The organism is Roseixanthobacter finlandensis (genome assembly GCF_043195105.2).
Lineage (GTDB): Bacteria > Pseudomonadota > Alphaproteobacteria > Rhizobiales > Xanthobacteraceae > NCEH01.
Genome location: NZ_CM195536.1, coordinates 840,649 through 865,980 on the forward strand (window position 1 = coordinate 840,649; position 25,332 = coordinate 865,980).

28 protein-coding genes, 1 tRNA gene and 2 riboswitches are annotated in these 25,332 nt (G+C 62.9%); of the genes, 15 read left to right on the forward strand and 14 right to left on the reverse strand.

All coding sequences use genetic code 11. The annotated features are described in order from the left end of the window. The first annotated feature begins 23 nt into the window (after positions 1-23). Both V5G24_RS03900 and V5G24_RS03905 read left to right on the forward strand, forming a co-directional pair. The gene (locus V5G24_RS03900) at positions 24-1,097 is read left to right on the forward strand and encodes a tartrate dehydrogenase (protein WP_394079742.1); all 1,074 of its coding nucleotides are present in this window, start codon (positions 24-26) and stop codon (positions 1,095-1,097) included. Between the two features lie 221 nt (positions 1,098-1,318). Then, positions 1,319-1,421: riboswitch (glycine riboswitch) on the forward strand. Between the two features lies 1 nt (position 1,422). Then, a riboswitch (glycine riboswitch) is annotated at positions 1,423-1,537 on the forward strand. Between the two features lie 63 nt (positions 1,538-1,600). Further along, the gene (locus V5G24_RS03905) at positions 1,601-2,893 is read left to right on the forward strand and encodes a D-amino acid dehydrogenase (RefSeq protein ID WP_394079744.1); all 1,293 of its coding nucleotides are present in this window, start codon (positions 1,601-1,603) and stop codon (positions 2,891-2,893) included. A gap of 14 nt (positions 2,894-2,907) precedes the next feature. On the opposite strand, the gene V5G24_RS03910 is transcribed toward V5G24_RS03905, so the two are convergent. The 4 genes from V5G24_RS03910 to V5G24_RS03925 form a co-directional block, all read right to left on the reverse strand. Then, the gene (locus V5G24_RS03910) at positions 2,908-3,183 is read right to left on the reverse strand and encodes a hypothetical protein (protein ID WP_394079746.1); all 276 of its coding nucleotides are present in this window, start codon (positions 3,181-3,183) and stop codon (positions 2,908-2,910) included. 37 nt (positions 3,184-3,220) lie between these two features. Next, complete coding sequence (locus V5G24_RS03915; RefSeq protein ID WP_394079748.1) at positions 3,221-3,967, reverse strand: SDR family NAD(P)-dependent oxidoreductase; 747 nt, start codon at positions 3,965-3,967, stop codon at positions 3,221-3,223. An 11-nt stretch (positions 3,968-3,978) separates the two neighbouring features. Beyond that, complete coding sequence (locus V5G24_RS03920) at positions 3,979-4,833, reverse strand: fumarylacetoacetate hydrolase family protein (protein WP_394079750.1); 855 nt, start codon at positions 4,831-4,833, stop codon at positions 3,979-3,981. 261 nt (positions 4,834-5,094) lie between these two features. Beyond that, on the reverse strand, positions 5,095-5,961 hold the full coding sequence (locus tag V5G24_RS03925) for an alpha/beta fold hydrolase (protein ID WP_394079752.1): 867 nt from the start codon (positions 5,959-5,961) through the stop codon (positions 5,095-5,097). Positions 5,962-6,738: 777 nt separating this feature from the next. Between V5G24_RS03925 and V5G24_RS03930 the strand changes: the two genes are divergently transcribed. Beyond that, positions 6,739-7,746 (forward strand): VOC family protein, encoded by a 1,008-nt coding sequence (locus V5G24_RS03930; RefSeq protein WP_394079754.1) that lies wholly within the window; start codon positions 6,739-6,741, stop codon positions 7,744-7,746. Positions 7,747-7,775: 29 nt separating this feature from the next. Here the strand turns inward: V5G24_RS03930 and V5G24_RS03935 are convergent, their stop codons facing one another. Beyond that, positions 7,776-8,573: a DNA-binding transcriptional regulator gene (locus V5G24_RS03935; RefSeq protein WP_394079756.1), complete on the reverse strand. Its 798-nt coding sequence runs from the start codon at positions 8,571-8,573 to the stop codon at positions 7,776-7,778. Positions 8,574-8,892: 319 nt separating this feature from the next. Here V5G24_RS03935 and V5G24_RS03940 point away from each other — a divergent pair, with 319 nt between their 5' ends. From V5G24_RS03940 to V5G24_RS03975, 8 genes are all read left to right on the forward strand, one after another. After that, the gene (locus V5G24_RS03940; protein WP_394079758.1) at positions 8,893-10,626 is read left to right on the forward strand and encodes a bifunctional 3-(3-hydroxy-phenyl)propionate/3-hydroxycinnamic acid hydroxylase; all 1,734 of its coding nucleotides are present in this window, start codon (positions 8,893-8,895) and stop codon (positions 10,624-10,626) included. Between the two features lie 54 nt (positions 10,627-10,680). Continuing rightward, positions 10,681-11,478: a 2-keto-4-pentenoate hydratase gene (mhpD, locus tag V5G24_RS03945; RefSeq protein WP_394079760.1), complete on the forward strand. Its 798-nt coding sequence runs from the start codon at positions 10,681-10,683 to the stop codon at positions 11,476-11,478. A 547-nt stretch (positions 11,479-12,025) separates the two neighbouring features. Next, on the forward strand, positions 12,026-13,195 hold the full coding sequence (locus tag V5G24_RS03950) for an ABC transporter substrate-binding protein (protein WP_394079762.1): 1,170 nt from the start codon (positions 12,026-12,028) through the stop codon (positions 13,193-13,195). Positions 13,196-13,224: 29 nt separating this feature from the next. Then, entirely contained in the window at positions 13,225-14,091 is an 867-nt protein-coding gene (locus tag V5G24_RS03955; RefSeq protein WP_394079764.1) for a branched-chain amino acid ABC transporter permease, read from the forward strand. Between the two features lie 58 nt (positions 14,092-14,149). Beyond that, the gene (locus V5G24_RS03960) at positions 14,150-15,145 is read left to right on the forward strand and encodes a branched-chain amino acid ABC transporter permease (protein ID WP_394079766.1); all 996 of its coding nucleotides are present in this window, start codon (positions 14,150-14,152) and stop codon (positions 15,143-15,145) included. Then, positions 15,142-15,927: an ABC transporter ATP-binding protein gene (locus tag V5G24_RS03965; protein WP_394079768.1), complete on the forward strand. Its 786-nt coding sequence runs from the start codon at positions 15,142-15,144 to the stop codon at positions 15,925-15,927. Before V5G24_RS03960 ends, V5G24_RS03965 begins: the two co-directional genes overlap by 4 nt. After that, positions 15,920-16,621 (forward strand): ABC transporter ATP-binding protein, encoded by a 702-nt coding sequence (locus V5G24_RS03970; protein ID WP_394079770.1) that lies wholly within the window; start codon positions 15,920-15,922, stop codon positions 16,619-16,621. The genes V5G24_RS03965 and V5G24_RS03970 overlap by 8 nt, the downstream gene beginning before the upstream one ends. A 253-nt stretch (positions 16,622-16,874) precedes the next feature. Continuing rightward, positions 16,875-17,684 (forward strand): amidohydrolase family protein, encoded by an 810-nt coding sequence (locus V5G24_RS03975; RefSeq protein WP_394079772.1) that lies wholly within the window; start codon positions 16,875-16,877, stop codon positions 17,682-17,684. Positions 17,685-17,866: 182 nt separating this feature from the next. On the opposite strand, the gene V5G24_RS03980 is transcribed toward V5G24_RS03975, so the two are convergent. Together V5G24_RS03980 and V5G24_RS03985 are read right to left on the reverse strand one after the other, a co-directional pair. Continuing rightward, positions 17,867-18,037, reverse strand: coding sequence for a hypothetical protein (locus V5G24_RS03980; RefSeq protein ID WP_394079774.1), 171 nt, complete (start codon positions 18,035-18,037; stop codon positions 17,867-17,869). A gap of 332 nt (positions 18,038-18,369) precedes the next feature. Further along, a tRNA-Ser gene (locus V5G24_RS03985) sits at positions 18,370-18,459 on the reverse strand. Between V5G24_RS03985 and V5G24_RS03990 the strand changes: the two genes are divergently transcribed. After that, the gene (locus tag V5G24_RS03990) at positions 18,442-18,816 is read left to right on the forward strand and encodes a hypothetical protein (RefSeq protein ID WP_394079776.1); all 375 of its coding nucleotides are present in this window, start codon (positions 18,442-18,444) and stop codon (positions 18,814-18,816) included. The two genes, V5G24_RS03985 and V5G24_RS03990, sit on opposite strands and share 18 nt — an antisense overlap. A 56-nt stretch (positions 18,817-18,872) precedes the next feature. Here V5G24_RS03990 and V5G24_RS03995 read toward each other — a convergent pair whose 3' ends face one another. Then, positions 18,873-19,028, reverse strand: a complete 156-nt coding sequence (locus V5G24_RS03995; protein WP_394079778.1) for a hypothetical protein — start codon at positions 19,026-19,028, stop codon at positions 18,873-18,875. Between the two features lie 475 nt (positions 19,029-19,503). Here V5G24_RS03995 and V5G24_RS04000 point away from each other — a divergent pair, with 475 nt between their 5' ends. Both V5G24_RS04000 and V5G24_RS04005 read left to right on the forward strand, forming a co-directional pair. Next, the gene (locus V5G24_RS04000; protein WP_394079780.1) at positions 19,504-20,583 is read left to right on the forward strand and encodes an IS630 family transposase; all 1,080 of its coding nucleotides are present in this window, start codon (positions 19,504-19,506) and stop codon (positions 20,581-20,583) included. 141 nt (positions 20,584-20,724) lie between these two features. Continuing rightward, positions 20,725-20,949 carry a hypothetical protein gene (locus V5G24_RS04005; protein ID WP_394079782.1) on the forward strand — a complete coding sequence of 75 codons (225 nt, stop codon included), beginning with the start codon at positions 20,725-20,727 and terminating at the stop codon, positions 20,947-20,949. Positions 20,950-20,979: 30 nt separating this feature from the next. On the opposite strand, the gene V5G24_RS04010 is transcribed toward V5G24_RS04005, so the two are convergent. The 6 genes from V5G24_RS04010 to V5G24_RS04035 all read right to left on the reverse strand — a co-directional run bounded on the left by V5G24_RS04010 (position 20,980) and on the right by V5G24_RS04035 (position 24,856). Beyond that, entirely contained in the window at positions 20,980-22,473 is a 1,494-nt protein-coding gene (locus tag V5G24_RS04010) for a sensor domain-containing diguanylate cyclase (RefSeq protein ID WP_394079784.1), read from the reverse strand. A gap of 543 nt (positions 22,474-23,016) precedes the next feature. Next, positions 23,017-23,397: a hypothetical protein gene (locus V5G24_RS04015; RefSeq protein WP_394079786.1), complete on the reverse strand. Its 381-nt coding sequence runs from the start codon at positions 23,395-23,397 to the stop codon at positions 23,017-23,019. Beyond that, positions 23,397-23,522 carry a hypothetical protein gene (locus tag V5G24_RS04020; protein ID WP_394079788.1) on the reverse strand — a complete coding sequence of 42 codons (126 nt, stop codon included), beginning with the start codon at positions 23,520-23,522 and terminating at the stop codon, positions 23,397-23,399. Before V5G24_RS04020 ends, V5G24_RS04015 begins: the two co-directional genes overlap by 1 nt. A gap of 82 nt (positions 23,523-23,604) precedes the next feature. Further along, the gene (locus V5G24_RS04025) at positions 23,605-24,054 is read right to left on the reverse strand and encodes a hypothetical protein (protein ID WP_394079790.1); all 450 of its coding nucleotides are present in this window, start codon (positions 24,052-24,054) and stop codon (positions 23,605-23,607) included. After that, a complete protein-coding gene (locus tag V5G24_RS04030; RefSeq protein WP_394079792.1) occupies positions 24,051-24,365 on the reverse strand; it encodes a hypothetical protein in 315 nt (104 codons plus the stop codon). Before V5G24_RS04030 ends, V5G24_RS04025 begins: the two co-directional genes overlap by 4 nt. Beyond that, on the reverse strand, positions 24,362-24,856 hold the full coding sequence (locus V5G24_RS04035; protein WP_394079794.1) for a TIGR02594 family protein: 495 nt from the start codon (positions 24,854-24,856) through the stop codon (positions 24,362-24,364). The genes V5G24_RS04030 and V5G24_RS04035 overlap by 4 nt, the downstream gene beginning before the upstream one ends. Positions 24,857-25,058: 202 nt before the next feature. On the opposite strand from V5G24_RS04035, the gene V5G24_RS04040 reads away from it, so the two are divergent. Continuing rightward, positions 25,059-25,328, forward strand: coding sequence for a hypothetical protein (locus V5G24_RS04040; protein ID WP_394079796.1), 270 nt, complete (start codon positions 25,059-25,061; stop codon positions 25,326-25,328). Positions 25,329-25,332: the final 4 nt, after the last annotated feature.

Sequence of the window (25,332 nt, forward strand, 5' to 3'; positions counted from 1 at the left end):
ATCAACCACATGAGGAAACGTAAATGACCGACAGACGCTACCGGATCGCCGTCATTCCTGGCGACGGCATCGGCAAGGAAGTCATGCCCGAGGCGACGCGAGTGCTCAAGAAGGCCGCTTCGCTCTACGGCTTCACGCTTGAACAGACCTGGCACGAATTTGCCTGCTGCGACTGGTACGCCCGTCATGGCGAGATGATGCCGGAGGACTGGAAGGAGCGCATCGGCTCGTCCGACGCGATCCTGTTCGGCGCGGTGGGCTGGCCGGACACGGTCCCGGACCACGTGTCGCTGTGGGGCTCGCTTCTGCAGTTCCGTCGCGAGTTCGACCAATATGTGAACCTGCGTCCGGTCCGGCTGATGCCGGGGGTGCCCTCGCCGCTGGTCGGCCGCAAGCCGGGCGATATCGACTTCTGGGTGGTGCGCGAGAACACCGAGGGCGAATATACCTCGATCGGCGGGCGCATGTATCCCGGCACACCGCGTGAGATTGTGGTGCAGGAAACCGTGATGTCGCGCCACGGCGTCGACCGGGTGCTGAAATACGCGTTCGAGCTGGCGATGCGGCGTCCGGCCAAGCACCTGACCTCGGCGACAAAGTCGAACGGCGTCGCGATCACCATGCCGTACTGGGACGAGCGGGTGGAGGCGATGAAGGCCTTCTATCCGGAGGTGCGGACCGACAAGTACCACATCGACATCCTCACGGCGCAGTTTGTGCTGAACCCGGACCGGTTCGACGTGGTGGTGGCCTCGAACCTGTTCGGCGACATCCTCTCCGATCTCGGCCCGGCCTGCACCGGCACCATCGGCATCGCACCGTCCGGCAACATCAATCCCGACCGGACCTTCCCTTCGCTGTTCGAGCCGGTGCACGGCTCCGCGCCGGACATCGCCGGCAAGGGGATCGCCAATCCGCTCGGTCAGATCTGGTCGGCGGCGATGATGCTGGAGCATCTCGGCGAGGCGGACGCGGCGGCAGCGATCGTGCGGGCGATGGAGCGCACCTTGATCGACCCGGCCTCGCGGACCGGCGACATCGGCGGCCGGGCCGATACCGCGACCTGCGGCAAGGCGGTAGCGGACGCTCTCGCGTGAGCAAAATTTTCACCGTGCCGCCCGGCTTTCCGGGCGGTGCGGGGAAACGTTCTTCGCCGAAAGTCTCCATCGCGTGTGGCGCGTTGGGTTAGAGCCTGGTCTGAGCAAGTTGAAACGACGTGATCAGTGCCGGGATGACCAGAATATCTAATAAATGTCTCTCCGCCTCACGCGAGGTCTTGAGCATGCCGTGATTGTGTGCAATTGGTCGCGGGTCTGATAATGATTATGCGGGAGAGATCAGCAGTCCTCCCGGGCACATGTCGGCGCCGACGGAGCAACCCCCCAAGGAAACTCTCAGGCAAAAAGGACCGCATAATCAGGACGATCTGGAGAGAGGCGCCGCCCGGTTGGCAGGCGCCCACCGAAGGGGAAGCCCGAATGACGGCGGTGGTGCACCGTCCACCTCGGGGCGAGCTCTCAGGTACCGTGACAGATTGGGGGCAGTCGGCTGGATGCCAGAGGCATCCATGTCATGTCGTCCTCAAGCGCGGGAGAGCTCCATGCGCAGCATCGCCGTCATTGGAGCCGGTATAACCGGCATTACCACTGCTTATGCCCTGAGTGAGCGTGGTTATGACGTCACCGTCATAGATCGTCAGCGCTACGCGGCGATGGAAACATCCTTCGCGAACGGCGGACAGCTTTCGGCCTCCAACGCTGAAGTCTGGAATTCTTGGGCAACTGTGCTGAAAGGCATCAAATGGATGTTCAGGCAGGACGCGCCTCTGCTGATGAATCCGAAGCCTTCCTGGCACAAGTATTCCTGGATGGCCGAGTTTCTGGCCAACATCCCAAATTACAAAGCGAACACCATCGAGACCACTCGCCTCGCCATCCGGGCCCGCGACTACATGTTCGACGTGGCGAAGCGTGAGGGCATAGATTTCAATCTCGAAAAGCGCGGCATTCTGCATATCTATCGCGACAAATCCGGCTTCGAGGCGGCGGCCCGTGCCAGTGCGCTCTATGCGCAAGGTGGATTGCCGCGGCGAGCGCTAGGTCCCGCCGAGATCCATGAGATCGAGCCCACCCTCCACGGAAACTATTACGGCGGCTTCTTCACGGAATCAGACTCAACGGGAGATATCCATCTCTTCACGCGTGGTCTTGCGAAAGCGTGCCGGCGCCGTAACGTCCTTTTCCTCCATGAGGCGGCGGTCGACTCCGTCAGGCATTCTCTTCAGGGCTCCCGACCTCGTATCGACATTTCGCTCACGATTTCCCCAGCGGATGAAGTCGCGCCCGCTGTCCACGAGACCCATCGCTTCGATGCTGTCGTGGTGTGCGCAGGCGTGGGGTCACGGGCGATTGCCGCTCAGTTGGGGGATCGTGTGAACGTTTATCCGGTGAAGGGCTATTCGATCACCGTGATGCTTGATGATGAGGCCAGCCAGAACGGGGCGCCCTGGGTGAGCCTGCTCGACGACCAGACCAAGATTGTTACAAGCCGCCTCGGGAAAGATCGCTTCCGCGTTGCTGGGACCGCCGAATTTAACGGCGAGAACCGCGACATCCGTGCGGATCGCATTCGCCCTCTGGTGGAGTGGACGCGCAAGCTGTTTCCGCAGGCGTCCACGGCGCGGGTGGTGCCTTGGGCCGGTCTGCGTCCGATGATGCCGGACATGATGCCGCGTGTCGGGCCCGGGAAGCGGCGGGGCGTGTTCTACAACACTGGCCATGGGCATCTCGGCTGGACCCTGTCAGCTGCGACTGCTCAGATGATCGCTGAAGCGGTTGCCATTGATATGCCGCTCGAACCCTCCTCGCCAATGCTCAGTGTCGCGGCGGAGTAGGGCGCCGGAGCGGATCAAACCGCTCCAGCTTTAGCCATCAGGCGCGTTTTTTGCCCTGCCGGGCTGATCTGCGGTTCGCCCGGGCGCAACTGGGCGAGCCTGAGACGGTTCTGGGCGGCGGCGATCTTGTCCACCATCAGGCGGCCCGCGGTCCTGAGCCCGTTGCGCGCGTTGGACGCCACCGGAAGGCGGAACACGAAAGCCAGTCCCCGTTCCGCCGCCATCTCGCGACCGGCGCGCACGACCGCGGATCGGATTTCACGGCTCGTCTCCGGGAGCGCCGTGCCCAATGCCGCGAGGCCGTAAGCCTCGGTCCCCCCGATGCGATCAATAGGTCGCGCGGCCCCCGGACACGTCGAAGACGGCGCCGGTCGAGAAGGACGCCTCGTCGCTGGCGAGCCAGCACACCAGTGAGGTCATTTCTTCAATCGTTCCGAAGCGGCCGACAGGAATCTTCGACAGCATGAAATCGATATGCTCCCGCGTCATCTGATCGAAGATTGGCGTCCGCACCGCGGCCGGCGTTACGCAGTTGACCCGGATATTCGTCCGGGCCATCTCTTTGCCCAGGGCTTTGGTGAAGCCGATCACACCGGCCTTCGAGGCGCTATAGGCGGAGGCGTTGGGGTTCCCCTCCTTGCCGGAGATGGAAGCAATGTTGACGATCCGGCCGTAGTCCTTCGGCTCCATGGAGCGAATGGCGGCCTGGTTGCAGTAGAATAGGCCGTTGAGGTTCACATCGATCACCCGACGCCACGCATCGGCCGGATAGTCCCGCACCGGAAGATTGGGGCCGGTAATGCCTGCGCTCGCCACCAGAATGTCGAGCCCGCCAAGCGCGATGATGCTCGCATCCATCGCCCGGGTTACCGCTGCGGCGTCGCAGATGTCGAGCGCCTGGACATCATGAGCGCCCGTCGCCGTCCTGGCGGCAGCCAGTGCTTCCACCTGCAAATCCCAAAGGCTCACTCTGGCACCTTCGGCAACCAGACGTCTTGCCACGTCAGCGCCAATGCCGGAAGCGCCGCCGGTCACGATGGCGGCGCGATTGCGAAAACGTTCGGCGAATACCATCGCTCAATTCCTCAAGCGCGCGTCCAGGCGACGACGTCCTGGCGCTGGCTCCCAAGCCTTTCGATCCCAAGAGACATCACGTCGCCGGGCCTGAGATAGATCGGTGACGGCTTCTTGCCCATGCCGACTCCGGGCGGCGTTCCGGTGGTGATGATGTCGCCTGGCATCAGCGTCATGAACCGGCTGAGGTAGCTGACGATCTCCGCACAGGAGAAGATCATTGTCCGGGTATTGCCGGCCTGCATGCGCACGCCGTTCACATCGAGCCAGATGTCGAGATTCTGCGGATCGCCGACCTCATCTTGTGTCACCAGCCAGGGGCCGACAGGCCCGAATGTGTCGCAGCCTTTTCCCTTGTCCCAGGTGCCACCACGCTCGAGCTGGTATTCGCGCTCGGAAACATCGTTGACGAGGCAGTAGCCGGCGACATGAGCAAGTGCGCCCTCCTCCTCCACATAGGAGGCACGGGTGCCGATCACGATGCCGAGTTCGACTTCCCAATCGCCCTTCGCGGACTCCTTTGGCAGCATCACGGTGTCGTTCGGCCCAGAGAGAGAGGAAATTGCCTTCGTAAAGACCACCGGTTCCTTGGGGATCGGTAGATCGGCCTCGATGGCGTGGTCGACATAATTCAGCCCAATGGCGATGAACTTGCCGACCGAGACGATCGGCACGCCAAGTCGTGGCGTGCCTTCGACCAGGGGAAGCGAGAGCGGGTCGAGGCGGGACAATTCGGCGAGCACCGGGGGCGCCAGCGTCGCGGGGCTGATATCCGTTAGATGAGCGCAGAGATCGCGAATACGCCCTTCGGCGTCGACGAGTCCCGGCTTTTCCTCGCCCTTCTGGCCATAACGCAGCAATTTCACGGTTCAGGTTCCTGCGATGTGATTGGGGAAACTACGGCTGCGCCGATCTGCTGCCGAAGCATTCATTCGGTGATGGGCATGCTTCGGGCGGACCACGGACGCGAAAATATCGCGGTCGGAAGGCTCCCTTCCGATGTCTTCCGCATTCGACCGTATCGGCAGCGCCGATTTCACGCGTCGTGGCAATGGAGATTGACCCGGAGTTCGCCCGGCCTGAGCGAGGCAGCAGGATGGGCGCAGGCGATATCTTGCCCGGCGACCTCAGTGCTTGAGGAAGTCCAGGACCATGCGATTGAACTTGGCGGAGTGCTCCCATTGCGCCCAGTGGCCGCAATTGTTGAAGACGTGAAGCTCCGAATTCGCGATCCCTGCAACAAGACGAAGACCCACATCGAGCGGGACGAAGCGGTCGTTGCGGCCCCAGATGACCAACGTCGGAGCGGAAATCTCGCCGAGGCGGTGGCCGACGTCGGGAAACTGGCGTGGGTTGGCGGCCGAGCTCTTTACGAAATTCTCAAGATGATCCCGCCGCGCCAGCATGTTTTCGAGCCGGGCCTGGAACAAATCTTCGGTCAGGTCGCTCGCGTCGAAGACGAAGACGTTCATCATCCTCTTCAAGCTCTCAATCGTTGGATCGCGATACAGGGCCTGAAGCAGCTTGATGCCCTCCGTTGGCATCGGCACGAATGAACTGACGCCCCCGGTTCCGCCACCCATCAGCACGAGTTTGCCGACGCGGTTCGGATGGGCCAGCGCGAAGGCCACGGCGCTGTGCCCTCCCATGGAATTGCCCAGTATGTGGAGGCTCTCCAGCTTGAGGTGATCCACCAGCCCCTTGAGGATCCGCGCATTCAGCTCCGATCGTGAGCCGGTGCATATGACCGTGTCGCTCTTGCTCCAGCCGGGGCAATCAAGAAGGACCACGCGATAGCCGGCGTCGGTCAGGGGCGTGATGTTGCGATTGAAGTTGGCCCAGCCACTGGCCCCCGGCCCGGAGCCGTGGAGCATGACGATCGTCTCACCTCCCGTGCCGGGGTCGCAGTCATTGTAATGAATATTGAATTGCTGCCCGCCGTCGGAAATCTTGGCGAAACGGCTGGTGGCGGATTCGGAAAAGTCCTGACCCATGCGGGGCCCTCCCTCAATTGCCGTCGAGGCTCTGAAGCGAAACGGGCCATGGATTTCGGACGAAGATCCCATGGATCGCCACGGCTCATTCTGTGAGCCGCATTCCTCTTGTTAGGCACGAGACCTGCCCCAAGCCGGACACGGTCAGCGGCGAGTGGTACCAGCGGTAACCGAGGCCCGACAACCAGTCCTGTCATCGTGGGCACGGAGTGCACCGGCCGGTGCGCGGGCGTGCGCGACGGCGCGACGCCCGAGTGGTGCGACCCCAATCGGCGTCTTCAGGCCGGCTGACGCAGGCCGGGCCATTCGGCGGGCAGGCATGTGCACTGTGCGCACTGGCTGCGCGTCTCGCATTGTGGATGCAGGCGCACTCTTGCTAGCAGTCGGTGTTGTGGGAGCGGAAAACGGTCCGCTCAGAGGCTGTTTTCAGGCATCGGGTTTGCGGGCCATGTGCGCGGTGGCCCAGTGCCTGGCGCGATGTCGCTTAGAGCCGGTTTGGGAAATCGGCGGCTGAGGGCCGTCGAGGGATTTTTGGCGATCTGGCAGGAGAAGCCGCCGGCGCGATGCCGGGCATCGGGCCAAGGTTTCGACGAACCGGGCGCCGGAAAGACCCGGCGGACCGACCCGTCCGACTTTTCCAAACAGGCTCTTAGGACGTGCTCTGCACATTCTCGCAGCGGGGGCCGTCGCCGCTCGGTGTCAGGTGGACGATCGGCACGGCCGTTTAAAGCACGGATCGCCGCACAAAAATCCCATCACAATATGTTGGAGGAATCAATGTCGCTGCTCTCAGATCGCTTCGATCCCGGTCCGCAGATCGCCCAGTGCGGGTCAATCAACCTCGGGACAAAGAGCCTCGAGAAATCCCTTTCGTTCTTCCGTGACACCCTCGGAATGGAGGAGGTCGAACGCCGGGGCAACGTCTCCTATCTTCGCTGCTACCAGGAACTCGGCCACCACTCCTTGGTGCTGACCGAGCAGGACGAAGCGATCGTCAATGCCTACAGCTTTCGCGTCAGGCGGCCCCAGGATGTCGAACTCTTCCACGATGCTCTGAAGCAGCAGGACATCGAGGTTGTCGAAGTGCCGGCGGGCACCGAAGCAGGCCGCGGGACGGCGATCCGTTTTCTCCTCCCCGGCGGCGAACACCCCTTCGAACTCTATTTCGATATCGATAAGCCGCGGGCACCTGAGGCGTTGCGTTCGCGACTGCCTTCGAACTCGTCGAAGCGCCGTGGTCTCGGGGTGCGCCGGATCGATCATTTCAACATCCAGACATCGCCGTCGACCATCAACCAGGCCGAGCAGTGGGTGAGGGACAACCTTGGCTTCAAACGCCGGGAATTTGCTTATCTGCCAGATCAGCCGGACACGGTGATGGCGTCGTGGATGTCGGTAACGCCCCAGGTGCACGATCTCGCCATCGTCGCCAATCGTCTGGACAAGAAGGCTCAGCTTCACCACGTTGCCTTCAACCTGCAGGATTTCTCCGACGTGCTCACCGCCGCCGACGTGCTCCGCGACCTGGAGGTTTCCTACGGCGTCGGTCCGGGGAAGCACGGCATCGGTCAGGCAATGTATCTCTATGTGTTCGACCCCGGCTCGGATCACCGCGTCGAACTTTATGCCGGCGGTTATTTGATCTTCGACCCGGATTGGGAAGCCATCGAATGGAAGAAGGAAAACTTCCCCGATGGCCTGACCTGGTACGGCGACCCCATAGACACCGCTCCAGGCAGCCGAGGCCGGGATACAACAGGATCGGCCGGTCTGCGCCGGAAGTAGCAAAAGGGCCGGGTTTCCCGGCCCTTTTTCTATACGCGGGGAGAAGAAAGATAATCCTCAATCTTGCTGGCTGCGGATCGTAACGGGACGAGGAATTTTTTCCGCGCATCGGCGAGCGTAAGCGCAGACCGCAGCATGACGATGTTGATGCAGCCCGCCACCCTCCCGCCGTGAAGCACTGGCACCGCCAAGGCGAGGATCCTCGGCTCCTGCTCCCATTCGCCATTGTTGTGGGCATGGCCGGCTTGCCTGTGCTGGTTCAGCAGGCTCCGGAAGGCTTCGCGGCCCCGCCCAACCAAGCGTGAGCCCGGCTGCGCCGCCAGCCGATCGATCAATTCCTCACGCTCATCGTCCGGGCAGAAGGCAAGATAAGCTCGACCGACCGAAGTCTGCGTCAAGGACATACGTCTGCGAACGGTCACACTATTGAACGAGAGCGGACTGAAGCGATGCGTGGTTTCGCGCACACACATGTCCAGTCCGTCCAATGTTGCCAGATCCGAGGGCCAGACGACCTTGAGCAGCAATTCGCCGAGGACGTTGGAGGCCACTTGCGATATCCATTCCTCCTCGCGATAGCCCTCGCTCAGGTTCCGGACTTCCGGGGTCAGCCGATAGCTGTCATCCGAGTTGGAGCGGCGCAGGAGACCCTCGTCCTGAAGCGTCTCCAGCAGACGACGGATCGTCGTTCTATGCAGCCCAGTTGCTTCAGACAGTTCCCGTATTGTCGCCCACCCGCCTTCTGCTTGGTTCAGCGCCCGCAAAACTGCAAGCCCACGCGAGAGGCCCTGCACTGTCTTGTAAGGAGATTCGGCGTTCGACCCCACCCCAACCGTCCTGATTTGCCGTGCACTGAGTGAACATAGATGACATGGCCATTGCAGCCCTAGCAATGCCGACGCTAGCGTCCCCTTAAGAAAAAGTTGGAACCTGCCTGAATGGGTTCCATGCGGAGGAAGCTGATGACTAGCCATAACGTGGCATAAACGTGCCGAAGCGACTTCGGTCTGTGCGCGATCCAGCGTTCCTGATCCGTCCGCGAAAAACGTTCCCTTCCCATTCCCTGCACGTGATCCGCGACGACCTGCCTCGCGGGAGGCCGTATCGGGCTCGCGAGCGTTCGCTCTTGTACATGGAGGATTGCCCATGCACGCCAATCCGAGCACCTCTGGCCGTGACGCCACAGATCAGAGCCTATCTACTGTAAAAACTGAGGTCTTAATCGTCGGAGCAGGCCCGGTTGGTCTCACGCTGGCCAATTATCTCGGCGGATATGGCATCCAGACCATCGTCATAGAAAGTCTTGCGCAGCTCATCGACTATCCTCGCGCCATTGGCATCGACGATGAATCCATGCGCACCATGCAGGCCATTGGTCTGGCCGACGCGATCGAGCCGCATACGACGCCCAATCACTGGATGCGTTTTCTAACCGCGTCGGGCCGCTGCTGGGCCTCGATCGAGCCGCGCACCGACGAATTCGGATGGTCGCGCCGCAACGCCTTCATCCAGCCGCAGGCCGACCGCATTCTCTTCGAAGGACTGTCGCGCTTCCCGAATGTTCAAGTCCGCTTCGCCACCAGCTTCGTTGGGCTCAGGCAGGACGCCGACCGCGTCGTCGCGCACGTCGCCGGTGCGGAGGGAGAATATACGATCGAGGCCGCCTATCTCGTCGGTGCTGACGGCGGGCGCAGCCCGGTGCGGGACTCCCTCGGGCTGGCCTTCGAAGGGAAGACCGCCCCTAACAAGTGGCTCGTCATCGACGTCGAGAATGACCCGGTCGGCACCCCGAATCTCTATCTCTGCTGCGATCCGAAACGGCCTTATGTTTCCGCCGCGCTTCCGCACGGCGTGCGCCGGTTCGAATTCATGGTGACGAAAGGCGAGGACGAAGCCTATTTCAGCCGACCCGAAGCCATCCGCGCGCTGCTCGCGCGGGTCATCGATGACCCGGACAGAGCGAAATTGATCCGGCAGCGCATCTACAACCACAATGCCCGCCTCGCCACACGCTTCCGTGTCGGGCGGGTGCTTTTGGCGGGCGACGCGGCACACATCATGCCGGTCTGGCAGGGACAGGGCTACAACAGCGGCATCCGCGACGCGGCCAATCTGGGATGGAAGCTGGCGATGGTCGCAAGGGGCCGGCTCGGCGAAGAGCTGCTCGACACCTATCAGCACGAGCGCCGCGACCATGCCAAGGCGATGATCGACTTGTCGGTCATGGTCGGCAAAGTGTTTAATCCCCCCTATGCTTTCCTGAACACGGTCCGTGACGTCACCACTCGCATCCTGAACCTGATCCCTCCGGTCCAGCGCTACCTTCTGGAAATGCGCTTCAAGCCCATGCCGCGCTTTACCCGGGGCGTCGTGGTGCCGAGCCGGACCGGCGATCCGCGCAAGAGCCCGATCGGCCGTCTCTTCATACAGCCGCGGGTGCGCCGGCTCTCTGGGGAGGTCGTGCGGCTGGACGACGTCATTGGGCCGAATTTCGCGATCATCGCCTGGGGCAGCAATCCCTTGCAGTATATGGACTTGGACCAAGTCGCCATGTGGCGCGAGCTCGGCGCCGTCTTCATCAGTGTCAAGCCGGACGTTCAACTCGGCAGCCGTCCCGACGACGCGCTTGGTTTCCGGACCGATCCCCTCCATGGCATTGTGGAGATCGGTGACGTGCAGGGGTCCCTTAAGGACTGGTTCGGCAATTGGCCCGAGCCGATCGTGTTCCTGCGACCCGACCGCATCGTGGCCGCCACCTCCTCGCCGATGCGCGTCAAAGACGTCTCCCGGGACGTTGCGAGGGCCATGGCCTACACCTCCCGCAAGGGCCATGCCGCGCCGGAGCTGCTTCTTCCGCACAGTGTGGCCGCAGCCGAATGACCCCCTTGCCGAACCGAATGCCCCGATCGCCCGCCGCGGCTCAGGAGACATAAGATGCCATCTTCAGAATTTGTCACAGCGCTGGCCGCCGAATTGAGAGCCGCGGAAGAGAGTGGCACGGCGATCGCCCCGATCCGAGGCCGGTTGCCCGACGACGGCGGGGAGACCGCCTATGCCGTGCAGCGCGCCAATGTCGAATACTGGCGGGGTCGAGGCCGCAGGGTCGTCGGTCGCAAAATCGGATTGACCGCGAAGGCGGTTCAAGCCCAGCTCGGTGTCGACCAGCCGGACTTCGGCACGCTCTTTTCCGACATGATCTTCGGCGACGATGAAGAAATCCCGGTGGCCCGGCTCCTGCAGCCGAAGGTCGAAGCTGAGATCGCGCTGGTGCTAAAGCGCGATCTTCCCGCCGCGGACGCGACGCTGACGGAACTGATCCAAGCCGTCGACTTCGCCCTTCCTGCCATCGAAGTGGTGGGTAGCCGCATTGCGGGATGGGATATTCGGTTTAACGATACTGTCGCTGACAACGCCTCCTCCGGCCTCGTCGTTCTCGGCGCGGTGCCAGTGCCTCTTGCGGGGTTGGATCTCAAGCTGTTGCCGATGATCATGACGCGCGGCGGCGAGAAGATCTCTAGCGGCAGCGGGGCCGCTTGTCTTGGCCACCCCCTGAACGCCGCACTGTGGCTCGTGCGCAAGATGGCGGCATTCGGCACCCCGCTCGCGGCCGGGGATCTCATCCTGACAGGTGCACTCGGGCCGATGGTACCCATATCCCCAGGCGACCGCGTGACGGCCGAGATTTCGGGACTGGGCATCGTTCATGCCGCGTTCGGTCGGACGGCCGCCTGACCACCGAGCCTGACGAGGCAGCTGGAGGTCCCAGATCAGGCGGTGAGCGCTCACAAAGCGATGGCGAGCCAGACTGGCAGCGTCATCAACGGCATTCGAACGAACGCTGTGACCGCCATACGGTGCACTATGTGCCCATAGATGACGCCGCTATTGAAACGAAAGTTAAGCGTGGCGATAGCTGGCTTAGAAATAAAGGGTCCGCCCAAATAAGGCCCACGCTGGAGGAAACAACATGACCAAGCAGATGAGCTGGGGTGCCCCAGCGTTGACCATCTCCTTTCGGAAAGCGCCCTGCCAGCTCCCTCTTTGCGATAACTCATGACCTTTCGTCGTTGAGGCATAGCCGATTTTCAGCACCAAGGTTGGGCTTCGCTCTGTCGAACGCCGGATCGCGTCAGGCCGCAATCAGGCGCCCATCCTCTGGACGCCTGGAGCCGGCCTCGGCCCGCGTCAAGCGATACCGGCGCAGCCTGCGTCATCGCCCGAGATCTCGTTATGTAACGCCAATTACAGTCAACGAAAAAGACTTGAGGAGGAAAATGGTATGATCAGGCGCCAGTTCCTGTTGAGTGCGACAGCCGCGCTCGTTATCGCCTTTCCGGCGTTCGCCGCCGATACGGTCAAGGTCGGCCTTGTCTTGCCAATGTCCGGTCCGTTCAGCCAATACGGCCAGCAGATGCAGAACGGCATCAAACTGTTCATGAAAGAACATGGAGACGTCGTCGCGGGCAAGAAGATCGAGCTCATCGTCAAGGATGATGGCGGGATCGCGCCCGACCGCGCCCGCCGCGCGGTGCAAGATCTGATCGTTCGGGACAAGGTCGATGTGCTGGTCGGCTTCACCTTCACCGCGTCGGCGCTTGCCGCCGCGCCGCTCGCCAAGGAAGCGGACAAGGCGATGATCGTGCTGAACGCTACGTCATCGGGCATCACCGCCGCCAACCCCTATATGATCCGCATTGGCCAGACCTTGCCGCAGATCACCGAGCCGGCTGGTCGCTATGCCGGCGCGCAAGGCTACAAGACAATCTACACTGTGGTTGCCGACATCACGGCCGGCCACGACGCTGAAGCGGCCTTCACGCGTGGCCTGAAGGCCGCGGGCGGCGAGGTTGCCGGGACTTTGCGCGTGCCGGCCCAGAACCCCGACTTCGCACCGTTCGTCCAGCGCATCAAGGATGGCAAGCCGGACGCCGTCTTCACCTGGCTGCCGCCGGGCGAAGCCACGATCAATTTCATCAAGGAGTTCAATCAGCGGGGCTTGTCGGCGGAAAACATAGTCATGCTCGGCACGGGCGATCTGACGGACGAACTGACCATCGAGCAGACTGGCGAGGCCGGTATCGGCGTGGTGACCACGGGACATTATTCCATGGCGCACAAATCGCCCAAGAACCAAGCCTTCATTAAGGCATATCTTGCCGAATTCCCGAACCACAAATGGCCGAATTTCATGTCCGTCTCCGCCTATGACGGCATGGCCGCGCTCTATCGCGGGCTGGAGAAGACCGGCGGCAATGCGTCCGGTCCGGCCCTCGTCGAAGCGCTGAAGGGTGAAAAGTTCGAAAGCCCGAGAGGTCCGATCGAGATTGACGCGAAGACCCGCGACATCGTGCAGACCGTCTATGTCCGCAAGGTCGAGCGTGTCGATGGCACGCTCGCCAACGTGGAGTTCCAGGAGTTTCCCGCCAGCCGCGACAGCGCCTCGCACTAGCCACGCCCGCCAACGCTCCAGAGGTCAGCATGGCAAGCAATATCCTCGGCATTCTTTTCGATGGGCTGGCATACGGAAGCCTTCTGTTCCTGATCGGCGTCGGCTTGTCCATCACGATGGGCCTGATGAATTTCATCAATCTGGCTCACGGGACCTTTGCAATGGCGGGGGGCTATGTCAGCGCCTCCCTCTCGCAAAAAAGCGGTATGCCGTTTCTCGCCACACTGCCGGTCGCCTTCGTCGGGGCGGGGCTCTTCGGCCTCGTCGCCGAACGCCTGCTCTTCCGGCGGCTTTACAAGGCGCCGCATCTCGACCAGGTGCTATTCACCTTTGGATTCGTCCTTTCCTCTATCGCCGCCGCGCACTATTTCTTCGGCGCGGGCCAGCAGATGGGTGTGATGCCGTCCTTCCTGCAGGGCCAGATACGTGTCTACGGGATTGATCTTGGCAGATACCGCCTGCTGCTCATTGCATGCGTTGGGCTGATCACGCTGGCGCTTCACCTCATCTTGTCGAAGACCCGGTTCGGTGCCCAGGTCCGAGCCGCCGTCGACAACCAGGATGCCGCCGCCGGCCTCGGCATCAATGTGGGGCTCATCTTCAGCCTGTGTTTCGCACTCGGGACCGGGCTTGCCGGATTGGGGGGAGCACTCGGCATCGAAGTGCTCGGGCTCGATCCCGGCTTTCCGCTGAAATATATGGTCTATTTCCTTCTGGTCGTCGTGGTCGGCGGCGCCGGCACCATCCGGGGTCCGCTGATTGCCGCGATGATCCTCGGTGTCTTCGATGTGGCGGGGAAATACTATGTCCCGCAAGCCGGAGCATTCATCATCTACGTGCTGATGATCGTCCTGCTCCTTGCCTTCCCCACAGGGCTGGGAGGCAAGCGCGCATGACTCTTGCTCGCCTGCCCACACGACTCCGGCCAATGGTTCCAGTTCCGGGAGTTTCCGCATGAGCCCTCGTTCGTCTGCGATCGAGCGGTTGGCCAGTCCGCGTCCGCGTCCGGTTGAGGTGCTGGCCTGGCTGTTGCCGGCGCTCGCCTTTTTCCTCGTGCCCGACAATCTGGCGCTCGGCGTCTCGATCATGACCTATGCGGTCGCCGTGCTGGCGCTTGATCTGGTGCTTGGGTATGCTGGCATTGTCTCCCTCGGGCACGCCGCCTTTTTCGGCGTCGGGGCCTATACTGCGGGCCTCCTGGCGGTCCAGGGTTGGAAGGAGCCGCTGACCGGCCTGCTTCTGGCGGGGGCCGTCTCGCTTGCGCTCGGCTTCCTCGCAAGCTTTCTCGTGGTGCGGGGCAAGGATCTGACGCGGCTGATGGTGACGCTCGGCATCGGCCTTGTCGTCTATGAGCTCGCCAATCGGCTGAGTTCCGTCACCGGCGGCATGGACGGTCTTTCCGGCTTCGAGATTGGGCCGATCTTCGGCGTCTTTTCCTTCGATCTCTATGGCCGGACCGCCTGGTGGTATGTCTACGGTGTCCTGATCCTCGTCTTCGTCCTGCTGCGCCTCGTCGTATCCTCGCCCTTCGGGCTGTCGCTGCGGGCGATCCGCGAGGGCGTGAGCCGCATGCCCGCCCTCGGGGCGTCGGTCGACCACCGTCTGCGCACCGCCTTCACACTGTCCGCCGGGGTGACGGGCATTGCCGGCGGACTGCTTGCCCAGACGACGCAATTCGTCGGCATCGACTCGCTGTCGGTGGGTCGGTCGGCGGATTTCCTGGTGATGCTGGTGCTCGGCGGCACGGGGCGTCTCTATGGCGCCCTGATCGGCACGACGGTGTTCATGATCGCCCACGATTATCTCGCGGATATGAACCCGGTCTACTGGGAATTCTGGATGGGCCTGCTGCTGATGGCAGTCGTGCTGTTCGCCCGCGGTGGCGTCGTCGGGGCTGGGCGCCGGCTGCTCCAGACCGTGAAGACCAAGTTCGCAAGGGCGGCGCCATGAGAGCAGACACCAGCATTCTTTCGGCCGACGCCAGTATTGCGCTGTCCACCGAGCGGCTGACCAAGGTCTGGGGAAGCTTCATCGCCAACAGCGACATCGACTTCCGGCTTCCGGTCGGGGCTCGGCATGCCCTGATCGGCCCGAACGGTGCCGGCAAGACCACCTTTATCAACATGCTGACCGGCGTGCTCGCGCCGACATCCGGCCGCGTCTTTATCGGCGGCGAGGACGTGACGGCCGATCATCAGGAACGGCGGGTCAGGAAGGGCATTGCCCGCACCTTCCAGATCAACAACCTGTTTCCGGGCCTGACGGTGCTGGACAGCGTGCTACTCGCCATCCTGGAACGCAAGAATCTGGCCGAGAACTGGTTCCGTCCGCTCAAGTCGCATATGGCGGAAATCGAGGAGGCGATGGACCTGATCACCGACCTCGGCCTTGAGGCTCAGGCCGGTGTGGAGGTGAAAACACTTGCCTACGGCAAACAGCGGCTGATGGAAATCGCGCTGGCGCTCGCCAGCCGCCCCCGGATCCTGCTTCTTGACGAGCCTGCGGCGGGTATTCCCGCGGGTGAAAGCAGTGAAGTCTTCTCGGTCATCGCGCGCCTGCCATCGGATGTCAGCATCCTGTTCATCGAGCACGACATGGATCTGGTGCGGCGCTTTTCCCAACGCATCACGGTTCTGGTCGGCGGGAAGGTGCTCACCGAAGGCGCTCCGGAAGAGATCATGGTCGATCCGCGCGTGCGCGAGGTCTATCTGGGGGAAAGTGCCCATGGCTGATTTGCTGAAGATCGAAGGGCTTTGCTCCGGCTATGGTCAGGCCCGCGTGCTTGACAACATCTCCTTCTCGATGCGGGCGGGAGAAAGCCTCGCGCTGCTCGGGCGCAACGGCGTCGGCAAATCGACCCTGATGCGTACGCTGATGGGCCTCACCGTGCGGCATTCGGGCAGCGTCCGGTTCGCCGGCATCGATCTTTCCAATGCCCCGCCGCACAGGCGGGCACGCGCTGGGCTGGGCTGGGTGCCGCAGGAGCGCGCCATGTTTCCCTCGCTCACCGTCGAAGAGCATCTGACGACGGTGGCACGCGACGGGCCCTGGAACTTGGCGGCGATCTACGACGTGTTTCCCCGCCTCAGGGAACGGCGCTCGAACCTTGGCAACCAATTGTCCGGCGGCGAGCAGCAGATGGTTGCGATCGCCCGTGCGCTGGTGACCAATCCGCGGCTGCTCCTGCTCGACGAGCCCATGGAAGGCCTGGCTCCGATCATCGTCCAGGAGCTCGCCGCCGTGGTGGGCCGGCTTATCCGCGAAGCGGGGCTCTCGGTGATCGTCGTGGAACAGCATGCGCGGCTGGCGCTGTCGATGACGGCGCGCGCCATAGTGCTCAATCGCGGTCAAATCGTGCACGAATCGAGCAGCCAGGAGCTTCTGGACGACGGCGCGAAACTCGGGCGCCTCGTCGCCGTCGCCTGACCGTTACGCGCAGGGTCCGATCGCCCGCGCGATGTCCCCTTGGCCCGCTGCGTCCCGTGCCCATGCCGCTGATACCCGAGGCGTCGACTCCTCCACCTTCTGCATCACCAACCCAAACCAGTGCCAACCTGGAGTGCGACATGATCAGACGTGATTTTTTGCTTGGAGTGGTCGCCACCGCCGCAGTGACGGGACACGAGCCCTCGCCGGCGCCGATTCCGCAGCGCTCAAGATCGATACCCATCATCATATCGTGCCTCCGTTCTACGCACAGTGGCTGGAGGAGCGGGGCATTACCGCCGGCGGGCTTCCCATTCCCAGGTGGTCTGTAGATGGTGCGGTCGAACTGATGGAGCGGGAGGGCCTTGCGACCGGCATTTTCTCCATTTCGACGCCCGGCGTTCATCTGGGCGATGATCGGGAGGCCGCGATGATGGCGCGGCGGGTGAATGACTTCGCCGCCCAAGTTGCGCAGGATCATCCTGGACGCTTCGGGTTTTTCGCCACTTTAACTCTTCCCGACGTGAAGGGCTCTCTCAGCGAGCTTGCCTACAGCTTCGATGTGCTGAAAGCCGACGGCGTGGTGCTTCTCAGCAGCGTCAGGGGGGAATATCTGGGCAATGCCTCCCAGGAGCCGCTGATGGAGGAACTGAACAGGCGGAAAGCTGTCGTTTTTGTTCATCCCGGAGAGCTTCCCCGCCGAGCCGGTTCCCGGAATTCCGCCGCGCGTTGCGGATTTTCTCCTCGATACCACCCGGGCCGCCATCAACATCGCGAAATCCGGGTGATTGGAGCGGTATCCCGACATCCGGTTGATCCTGTCTCACGCTGGCGGATTCCTGCCTTTTGCGTCACAGCGCATTGCGCGATCGGTTTCTCCAGACGGAACCGACGAACCGGGGTTGGCCCGTCTTCGGAAGTTTCATTTAGACACGGCGTTGGCCAGCAGTCCCTATGCGCTGCCGAGCCTGCTGGCCTTCACCGACGTCAGCCACATCACGTTCGGCAGCGACCTGGCCCTATGCGCCGCTGGCACGGTCGGTCGCCTTTACCGAGCGGCTGAGCCAGTATCCACTTAGCGCATCCCAGCGTTACGCGATCTATCGCGGAACGGCTGAACTGCTCTTCCCTCGCCTGCGAGCCAAATGAGACCCTAGATCGAGTGATATTTTCGGGCGATGCCGCTCCTCGCGCTGCGCCGAAACGTCGGGCGTGTTCGCCGCAGCGCGGTTTTCGGAACCGATTTCAAATCGTGGTTCGGCGCCGCTTTCGCTCCAGCGGCGCCAGCACCACCGCCGCTGCCGCACCGGCGGTCAATCCCGCCCCGACGGCGGTGGCCGCCGCCAGCCAGGTGCGCGCCAGCGCGTCCTTCCACTCGCAGGGCGTGGCGTTGATGACCACGCTTGCCGCCGGCATCCGGGCCGGTGCGGGCGCCGCCGTGAGGGCGGTGACGGACGGGGCGCACCAGCTCCGGTGCGACAATCGTAAAGGAGGAAATCCGGCGGGGTGAACGCGAAGCCTCTTGAAAGGCGACCGATTCGCCCCTCTCACGCGCGAACGTCGTTCTCAGGAGAAACAGGCGACCCCTCAGCATGACCACCTATAAGGGGCACTGCAAAAGGCGACGGCCATCACTGCCAAAGGGCGCGGCCGGCTACAGTGTGGGGGACTACAAACAGGGCGTGAATCTGATGGGGAACGCGATGGGGAATGTTTCCCCTGACATACCGCTAACCCCTTGAAAACAATGGCGCGCCCGAAGAGATTCGAACTCCTGACCCCCAGATTCGTAGTCTGGGCCAAGTGCTTGATTTAAAGAGATGACGTTCCTCTTCCGCGCGGCGGATCGTTCCGCCGCGCGGCATCGTCGGATCGAGCTACTTGCCGCCACAGGCGGTCTTCCGCCGGTCACGAATTGGTCTCATGATCAGGCTAACGCCTGGGAGAAAGTCAAAATGAAAGCGATCGCTGTCGCCGCCATCCTTACCCTGATCTCTAGCACCGCGATGGCGGATACTTGTGCTGCGACCTCGGCCGGCAAAAATCTCGCAGGCGCGGCGAAGACGTCCTTCATGACGAAGTGCACCAAAGACGCACAGGCCTCGTGCCAGGCACAGGCGACTGACAAGAAAATCTACGGCGCGGCTGCGACCTCGTTCGTTAAAAAATGCACGAAGGATGCGGTCGGGCAGTGAGGTGACAGTGTTTAAGCGCGGATGTCCCGCCAACCTAAGGTGGCGGGACGGGGCGGCTATTTTTTGGTGCGCAAGATCCGCTCTGCCTCGAGCCGAGCCATGTCCAGGACATAGGCCAGTACGAGCAATCCCCGAGCCAATGCAAGCCTGCGCAGCTCGTCCGTGAGCGATGCGATATAGTCGGCTGCCGCTTTGTCGTCGTCCACATCCATGGTCAGATCCTCCTATGCGGGTGACAGGGACTCACCCGCATAGGAGGCGCGGCATACCGTATGCCATTATGGTACGTGGGAACCAACGATGTGCAATCTAGCCGGGAAGCGACGCCCAGGGGTGTCCTGGCTGCCGAGCGCGCCTATTGGGCCTGGCACGATGCCCCGGGCGATAAAAAGCCCCCCGATTCCTGGTAAGAGAGATGAGGCGGATTTACCTGACATGACGCGCGACCTTCGGCTATGTTGCAATAGAGCTTGTCGAAAGCCTTGGGCCGGAGGAATCGGGGGTAGCTAATGCGAGACGGACTATTATTCGTCGTCTTAATTTTTCTTGCAATAATCTGCTGCGGCACGGCCCTTGCCGTAATCGTGCGCCTTGGAAAGCGGCGCTGACCTAAACCTAGTGGATTGACCGAGACGGAAGAGTCCGTTGGTGGATTCCGTTTGGCGGCGGCCTGTGCTTGTCTGGCGCATGCGCAACGGGATCACGTTCACCCTCGGCGAGGCGGACCAGCAGCGGCTTGACGCGCTGGTCGCGGATCGCAACACCCCGCAGAAGCACGTCTGGCGCGCCCGGATCGTGCTCATGAGTGCCGACGGCGTCGGCACCCACGCCATCATGGCCGAGACCGGCACGGCGAAGACCACCGTCTGGCGCTGGCAGGCCCGCTTCATGGCGGAAGGCGTCGACGGGCTGCTGCGCGACAAGACGCGGCCTCCGGGCAAGGCTCCTGTGGCGGAAGACAGGGCCTCGGCCGTGATCGCTATGACACTGAAGCCGCCGCCCCATGAGGCCACCCACTGGACCACGCGGGCCATGGCCAAGGTCGCGGGACTGGCGGTCTCCACAGTGCAGAAGATCTGGAAGGCCCATGGCCTGGCCCCGCATCGCTGGCGCCAGTTCAAGCTCTCCAACGATCCCGCCTTTGCCGAGAAGCTCAACGACGTGGTCGGGCTCTATGTCAGCCCGCCGGCTCATGCCCTGGTGCTGAGCCTCGACGAGAAATCGCAGATCCAGGCGCTCGACCGCACCCAGCCCGGACTGCCGCTGAAGAAGGGCCGCGGCGCCACCCTGACCCACGACTACAAGCGCCATGGCACCACCACCCTGTTCGCCGCGCTTGATGTCCTGACCGGCGAGGTGTTCGCCCGCAACATGCAGCGCCATCGGCACCAGGAGTTCATCCGCTTCCTCAACGCCCTCGAGCGCGACATCCCGCCCGGCAGGCTGGTCCACGTCATCCTCGACAACTATGCGGCCCACAAGCACGAGAAGGTGCGGGCCTGGCTTGATCGCCATCCGCGCTGGACCTTCCACTTCACGCCGACGTCCAGCTCCTGGCTGAACGCGGTCGAGGGCTTCTTCGCCATCCTGACGCGCCGCCGGCTCCAGAATGGTGTCTTCCGATCCGTCGTCGATCTCCAGGCCGCCATCAACCGATTCATCGGCGAACACAACCAGACCCCAAAACCCTTCATCTGGCGCGCCGATCCAGACGCCATCATCGCCGCACGGAACCGAGGGTTCCAAGCGTTGGAGTCAATCCACTAGCTCAATGCGGGAAACTAGGGAAATTGAGACATTTCCAAGGCATTTATGCGATAAGCGCCCTTGGGTGCCAAGATGCCGGCTGCGCAGGACGGGCACGCCTTAGATGAATGCCACCACCCATGTTGCGCCGGGAGCAATCACATGAAGACTAGGGGATGGCTGGACGCAACGCTTGTCCGTATCGACGCCGCACTCAAAGACCCGCGCCGCGACGGATGGGATCTCGACTTCCTGAAAACCGTTCGTGACCTCATGGTCCGCGAGGGCACCTCCACCTCACTTGCCGCCGACCAGGAGCAACGCCTAGATCGGATTTTGTCCCTGTCGCCGAACAGCGTGCTCTCGAACCGAGAGGGTCGATCATGAAGAGGGATGAGGCGCCGGCGCACAATACGCCTACGATCCCAGCACCACGCGATTGCGGCCTTCGCTCTTCGCTCGGTACAGGGCGGCATCCGCAGCATCGATAAGCTGCCTCACAGGGGCGTCGCCATCTGGCACAACCGACACCACGCCAATGCTCACGGTAGAGCCAGGAACGCTGGAATTGCCGGGGTTATCGGTCGCCAAGGCAAAGCGAGATCGGATGGCTTCGGCGATCTGGAGGGCACCCTTTGCGGCGGTATCAGGCAACACCACTGCGAATTCTTCTCCACCATACCGCGCGCCAAGATCGCCTGGCCGGCGGATCGAGCGGTCAATCACCTGCGCCAGCGTCTTTAGAACCTCGTCACCTCGGCCGTGGCCATATTTATCGTTGAGTTCCTTAAACCGATCGGCGTCGATCATAAGCAGGGCCAAAGATGCGCCGGTGCGCTTTGCCCGCCTGCATTCCCGTGCGATCACCTCGTCGAAGCGCCTCCGATTGGCGAGGCCGGTCAGGGCATCGGTGATAACAAGACGAGCGAGGTCTGCCTCCGCCGTCGCGCGCCTGATCAACTCTCGTCGCAGCAGGATGCCAAGCGTCAACATCCCCAGGCAGCAGGCCGCGGCAATTGAGCCGATCACGGCGGCGCGTTGACGCCATCCTTCGAAAATGGTCCGCGTCGCGGCGGCCGCGATCACAATCATCGGCGTCCCGGCAACATGGGCAAACGTATAGAGCCGGTCTACGCCATCCAGGCTCGCCCGGCCCGAGAATGATCCGGATCCCATGGCGCGGATTCGCAAGAAATTGGGACTGCTAGCAACATCGGTGCCCACGTCCCCGTTGCCGTCTTGCGAAGGCCGCCGCATGAGGATCTTGCCTTCGGTGTTCACCATCACCAAAGTGCCATTCTCCCCCATGTCGATTTGGGAAAAAAAGGTGCTGATGTAGGCGAGCCGAACCGCGATCATGATGATGCCGGCGAAACTTCCATCGGGATTTGAGATCCTGCGGCTGACAGCAAAGCTGGGATCCCCGCCACGCAGACGGCTCTTGTAGGGCTGGCTCACGAAAAGGCCCGCCGTCGCCTTTTCTCGTTGGGCAATAAAATAATCGCGATCGGCAAAGTTTGCACGCCGGGCCTCACTGGAAGAGGAATCCGCGACGATCGTGCCTTCGCTGTCGAGGATGAGGATCGATCCGACAAAGTCCGTGCCCTGGGAAATCGCGGCCAGCATCCTGTGTTTCATAAACGGGGTGAACGAGGCGAACTCTGGATCGTTGAAGGCGTCGGCAGCAAGGCCGAGGGCGAACGAATAAAGCCGCATGTGCAGGTCGACATGCCCGACAATCCCCTGCAGCAGATTCTCGGACGCGCGCTGCGCATTATCCTTTGCGTCCTCGCGTCCCTGCCAGAGCGTCAGCCCCACCAGAAGCGACACGACCAAGGATGCGACGATGGTGCCCGCGAGAACGAACTGAGCGCTCCGCGGCACGACCATCGGCTGGTCACGGACTTTCACAATTCCCCCCTCCGGCTGGGATCTTGGACGGTATTCAGGAGAAACAATACCGAGCGCATCTATACATCTTTCGAAGGCGACTCTCGATAGTCGTGCCTCGGTGGTTGCGCGAGCGTTGCACACTAACTCGTGGCTGACTTCGCTCCGGTGCACTCCAAAAGGATGTTCTTCGCGCGCCGGCACCCGGTGACGATGGAAACATGCCGCACATGGGCGGGCATCAAAAATCAATTCGCCCCGATTAAGGCTGCAATAATACCTTCGTTCCGGTGAAGTGTGCCAAAACGAAAGAGGTTCGGCGTGCGCCAAGCCATCGCCCAGGTTAAGATCCCCCCATGCCGCTGGAATATTATTTGATCATAGGTGCCGGGTTCACGATCGCTGCGCTCTGCATCTTTGCCGTGGTCTGGATTGTCGCCGAGTTGGATCGGCGGCAATGAAAAGCACGGGTGGGCGGGGCGTATGAACCAGGACGACCCGCTATCGGGTCGAGGCCATCGGGCCGGCCTTTAGCCACAGATCGTCCAATGAGCCATCATTGTGTCATGGGAACATGCGCCGCAGGAAGGCGCCGATCTCATGGGAAAAGGTGCTGACGAGCCACCAGAAGCCCCCGACGATGGTCGAAACGGCCACCCCCGCGAGCATTACCACCGCCCCTACCTTGTCCTTGAACAGTCCAAAGGCAACGGCCTTCCGTTCCAGATCCTCCACCCGGCCGGGAATCGCCTCCAGCCGGGCAAACTGGTTCGAGAGCCGGTCAAGTTTCTCCATCACGAGCCGGCGGTCTTTTCCGGCCTCGCTACGCTCTTCAGCCGCGAGACGCTCGATCGCCTCCAGGCGATCGCGCTGCCCTTCCTGGGTTGCGGCGATCTGGCCGAGCTGCTGCGCCATGGAGGCGGGGGCGGAAGGGCGCGCCGCCATCAGGGCGTCGCCTGCGCGAGCGCCGCTGCAATCGCCTCTGCCTGCGCATCATAAAGCGCGAGCAGCCGCTTGCCGCAATCGGACTTCGATTCCTCGGAGAGGCGCAGCCGGCCGATCAGGCTCACCACCTCCCGCGACGATATGGCCCCCTTTCCAGGAGGCCGCGCCACCAGGTCATCGAAGCACCGGCGAATATCGGCCGGGACTTCAGCGAGCCGAAGCTCCGGCCGCGGGCCAGAGGCTCCGCACGCCATCAGCAGTAGCGGCGTCAAGACAATCACCGTCAGGCGTGCGGGCTTCCAGGGCATGGATCTTGTCCTCGAGGGTGCGGCGGGCGGTGATGGCGGCGGCGGCGCGTTCGGAATCGGCGGCGAGCGCAGCGGCCTGGGCGTGCAGGAAGGTGATCTGTTGCTCGGCGCGGCGCAGGCTGTCGCGCAAGGCGGCCTCCTCGCTCACAGCCTGGGCGGAGCCGACGCCCGCGAGCCAGCCGGCCACCAGAAGCCCGGCCGCGCCGGCGCATTGCACCAAGCGCCCATGGGGCACCAATGGCACGAAGCCATAGACAATGGCGCCGGCGGCCAGAAGGCCGAGCGTGCCGGCGCCGAACGACACAGCCCAGGCAGGCAGCAGCGCGAGAATCCACGCGATCAAGGTCATGTGGGAGGGCCGTCCTCGGGCGGATTGTCGGAAGAATCGCTCGGCGCGCCACGGCGGCGCCCCAGCACGCGGCCGAACACCATGGTGTTGCGGTCATCCCAGGCGGCGCCGAACACATAGGCGCCGATGGTGGAGCCGGCGAGCAGCAGCACGCCGCTGGCGATCGTGCCTGCCAGATCCGTGTCCTGGCCCCAGCCGGTGAGGTAGATGACCTCCCCGGCGCAGAACAACAGCGTGCCGATGATGATGCGCCGGCGGATCTCCCAATGGGAGCCCGAGAAGACGGGCGCCGGCGCCCGCCGGCGGGTCACGCCTCGTTGCGCGACGGCGCGCCGGTGCGGGTCAGCATGACGCGCGCGCCGGGCGTGCCGCCGCCGTTGGGCCAGCGGATCGCGTCCAGGCGGCTTTTTTCCACCCGGGTGACGGTCACCGCGTCGCTCTGGTTGCCGCCGAGCACGTGGAAGCAGTCGGCATCCTCTCCGACATAAAATCCGACGTGGCCACCGCCCGGCCGGCGGAAGGTGAGAATCGCGCCTGGCGCACCGTTGCGCAGCGCGGAGCCGAAATCCGACCATTGCAGGGCGCCGAGCGGGTTCTTGGGGATGTCCCTGAAGCCGCTCAGGGTCATGACGTGGGCGACGAACAGACCACACCAGGGGATGGCATCGCCGGTGAAATACCCGGCGATCCAGCCACCGAGGCGTTTCGCCCATCCCATGATCGCGGCTGTGTTGCCGCTGCCGGGGGTTTCCTTCGTGCCCAAAAGGGCGCGCGCGTTCGCAAGCCAGACAGGATCGGCCATTGGTCTTCTCCGGTGATGTGGACACAAAAAAGCCGCCTCAGCTGGCGGCATGGATGCAACTCTTGGATGGTGTTACGCTACGTTCGCGCTTCCGATTTCCCCCGCTTCGGACACGCTTGGGCTGGGCGGCATCCCCCGTGCCGCTCAGCCCGCTCACTCCATCGTCGGGGTATCGCTGCGCCAGCGCCGCATGCGATAATGTATGCAGAGGAAGGCCGGGGGGCGCATGCGGTTCATTTCAGAGGTGCTCGCGCGCGCCGCGACTCTGACGTTCCTACTGGGCGCGGCCTTGCTGTCGATCGCCTTCATCCTTGCCGCCGGATGCACAGTGTTTGCCGTCATCAATGGCGCGAGCCTGGAGACTGCAGTGATGGTCGGCTTCGACGCGCTCTTCAAATGTGTGATCGCTGCGGTTGTGCTTCTGGTGATTTCCGCCGGGTTACGCGGGATCACCGAGGCGTCTGAAAGGTGACCTC

What these genes read in the sequence shown, in the direction of transcription:
- V5G24_RS03900 (WP_394079742.1), top strand. Translation starts at nt 24, where the DNA reads ATGACCGACAGACGCTACCGGATCGCCGTCATTCCTGGCGACGGCATC.
- V5G24_RS03905 (WP_394079744.1), top strand. Translation starts at nt 1,601, where the DNA reads ATGCGCAGCATCGCCGTCATTGGAGCCGGTATAACCGGCATTACCACT.
- V5G24_RS03915 (WP_394079748.1), bottom strand. Translation starts at nt 3,967, where the DNA reads ATGGTATTCGCCGAACGTTTTCGCAATCGCGCCGCCATCGTGACCGGC.
- V5G24_RS03925 (WP_394079752.1), bottom strand. Translation starts at nt 5,961, where the DNA reads ATGGGTCAGGACTTTTCCGAATCCGCCACCAGCCGTTTCGCCAAGATT.
- V5G24_RS03930 (WP_394079754.1), top strand. Translation starts at nt 6,739, where the DNA reads ATGTCGCTGCTCTCAGATCGCTTCGATCCCGGTCCGCAGATCGCCCAG.
- V5G24_RS03940 (WP_394079758.1), top strand. Translation starts at nt 8,893, where the DNA reads ATGCACGCCAATCCGAGCACCTCTGGCCGTGACGCCACAGATCAGAGC.
- mhpD (WP_394079760.1), top strand. Translation starts at nt 10,681, where the DNA reads ATGCCATCTTCAGAATTTGTCACAGCGCTGGCCGCCGAATTGAGAGCC.
- V5G24_RS03950 (WP_394079762.1), top strand. Translation starts at nt 12,026, where the DNA reads ATGATCAGGCGCCAGTTCCTGTTGAGTGCGACAGCCGCGCTCGTTATC.
- V5G24_RS03955 (WP_394079764.1), top strand. Translation starts at nt 13,225, where the DNA reads ATGGCAAGCAATATCCTCGGCATTCTTTTCGATGGGCTGGCATACGGA.
- V5G24_RS03960 (WP_394079766.1), top strand. Translation starts at nt 14,150, where the DNA reads ATGAGCCCTCGTTCGTCTGCGATCGAGCGGTTGGCCAGTCCGCGTCCG.
- V5G24_RS03965 (WP_394079768.1), top strand. Translation starts at nt 15,142, where the DNA reads ATGAGAGCAGACACCAGCATTCTTTCGGCCGACGCCAGTATTGCGCTG.
- V5G24_RS03970 (WP_394079770.1), top strand. Translation starts at nt 15,920, where the DNA reads ATGGCTGATTTGCTGAAGATCGAAGGGCTTTGCTCCGGCTATGGTCAG.
- V5G24_RS03980 (WP_394079774.1), bottom strand. Translation starts at nt 18,037, where the DNA reads ATGCCGGCGGCAAGCGTGGTCATCAACGCCACGCCCTGCGAGTGGAAG.
- V5G24_RS03990 (WP_394079776.1), top strand. Translation starts at nt 18,442, where the DNA reads ATGACGTTCCTCTTCCGCGCGGCGGATCGTTCCGCCGCGCGGCATCGT.
- V5G24_RS03995 (WP_394079778.1), bottom strand. Translation starts at nt 19,028, where the DNA reads ATGGATGTGGACGACGACAAAGCGGCAGCCGACTATATCGCATCGCTC.
- V5G24_RS04000 (WP_394079780.1), top strand. Translation starts at nt 19,504, where the DNA reads ATGCGCAACGGGATCACGTTCACCCTCGGCGAGGCGGACCAGCAGCGG.
- V5G24_RS04005 (WP_394079782.1), top strand. Translation starts at nt 20,725, where the DNA reads ATGAAGACTAGGGGATGGCTGGACGCAACGCTTGTCCGTATCGACGCC.
- V5G24_RS04015 (WP_394079786.1), bottom strand. Translation starts at nt 23,397, where the DNA reads ATGGCGGCGCGCCCTTCCGCCCCCGCCTCCATGGCGCAGCAGCTCGGC.
- V5G24_RS04025 (WP_394079790.1), bottom strand. Translation starts at nt 24,054, where the DNA reads ATGACCTTGATCGCGTGGATTCTCGCGCTGCTGCCTGCCTGGGCTGTG.
- V5G24_RS04035 (WP_394079794.1), bottom strand. Translation starts at nt 24,856, where the DNA reads ATGGCCGATCCTGTCTGGCTTGCGAACGCGCGCGCCCTTTTGGGCACG.
- V5G24_RS04040 (WP_394079796.1), top strand. Translation starts at nt 25,059, where the DNA reads ATGCAGAGGAAGGCCGGGGGGCGCATGCGGTTCATTTCAGAGGTGCTC.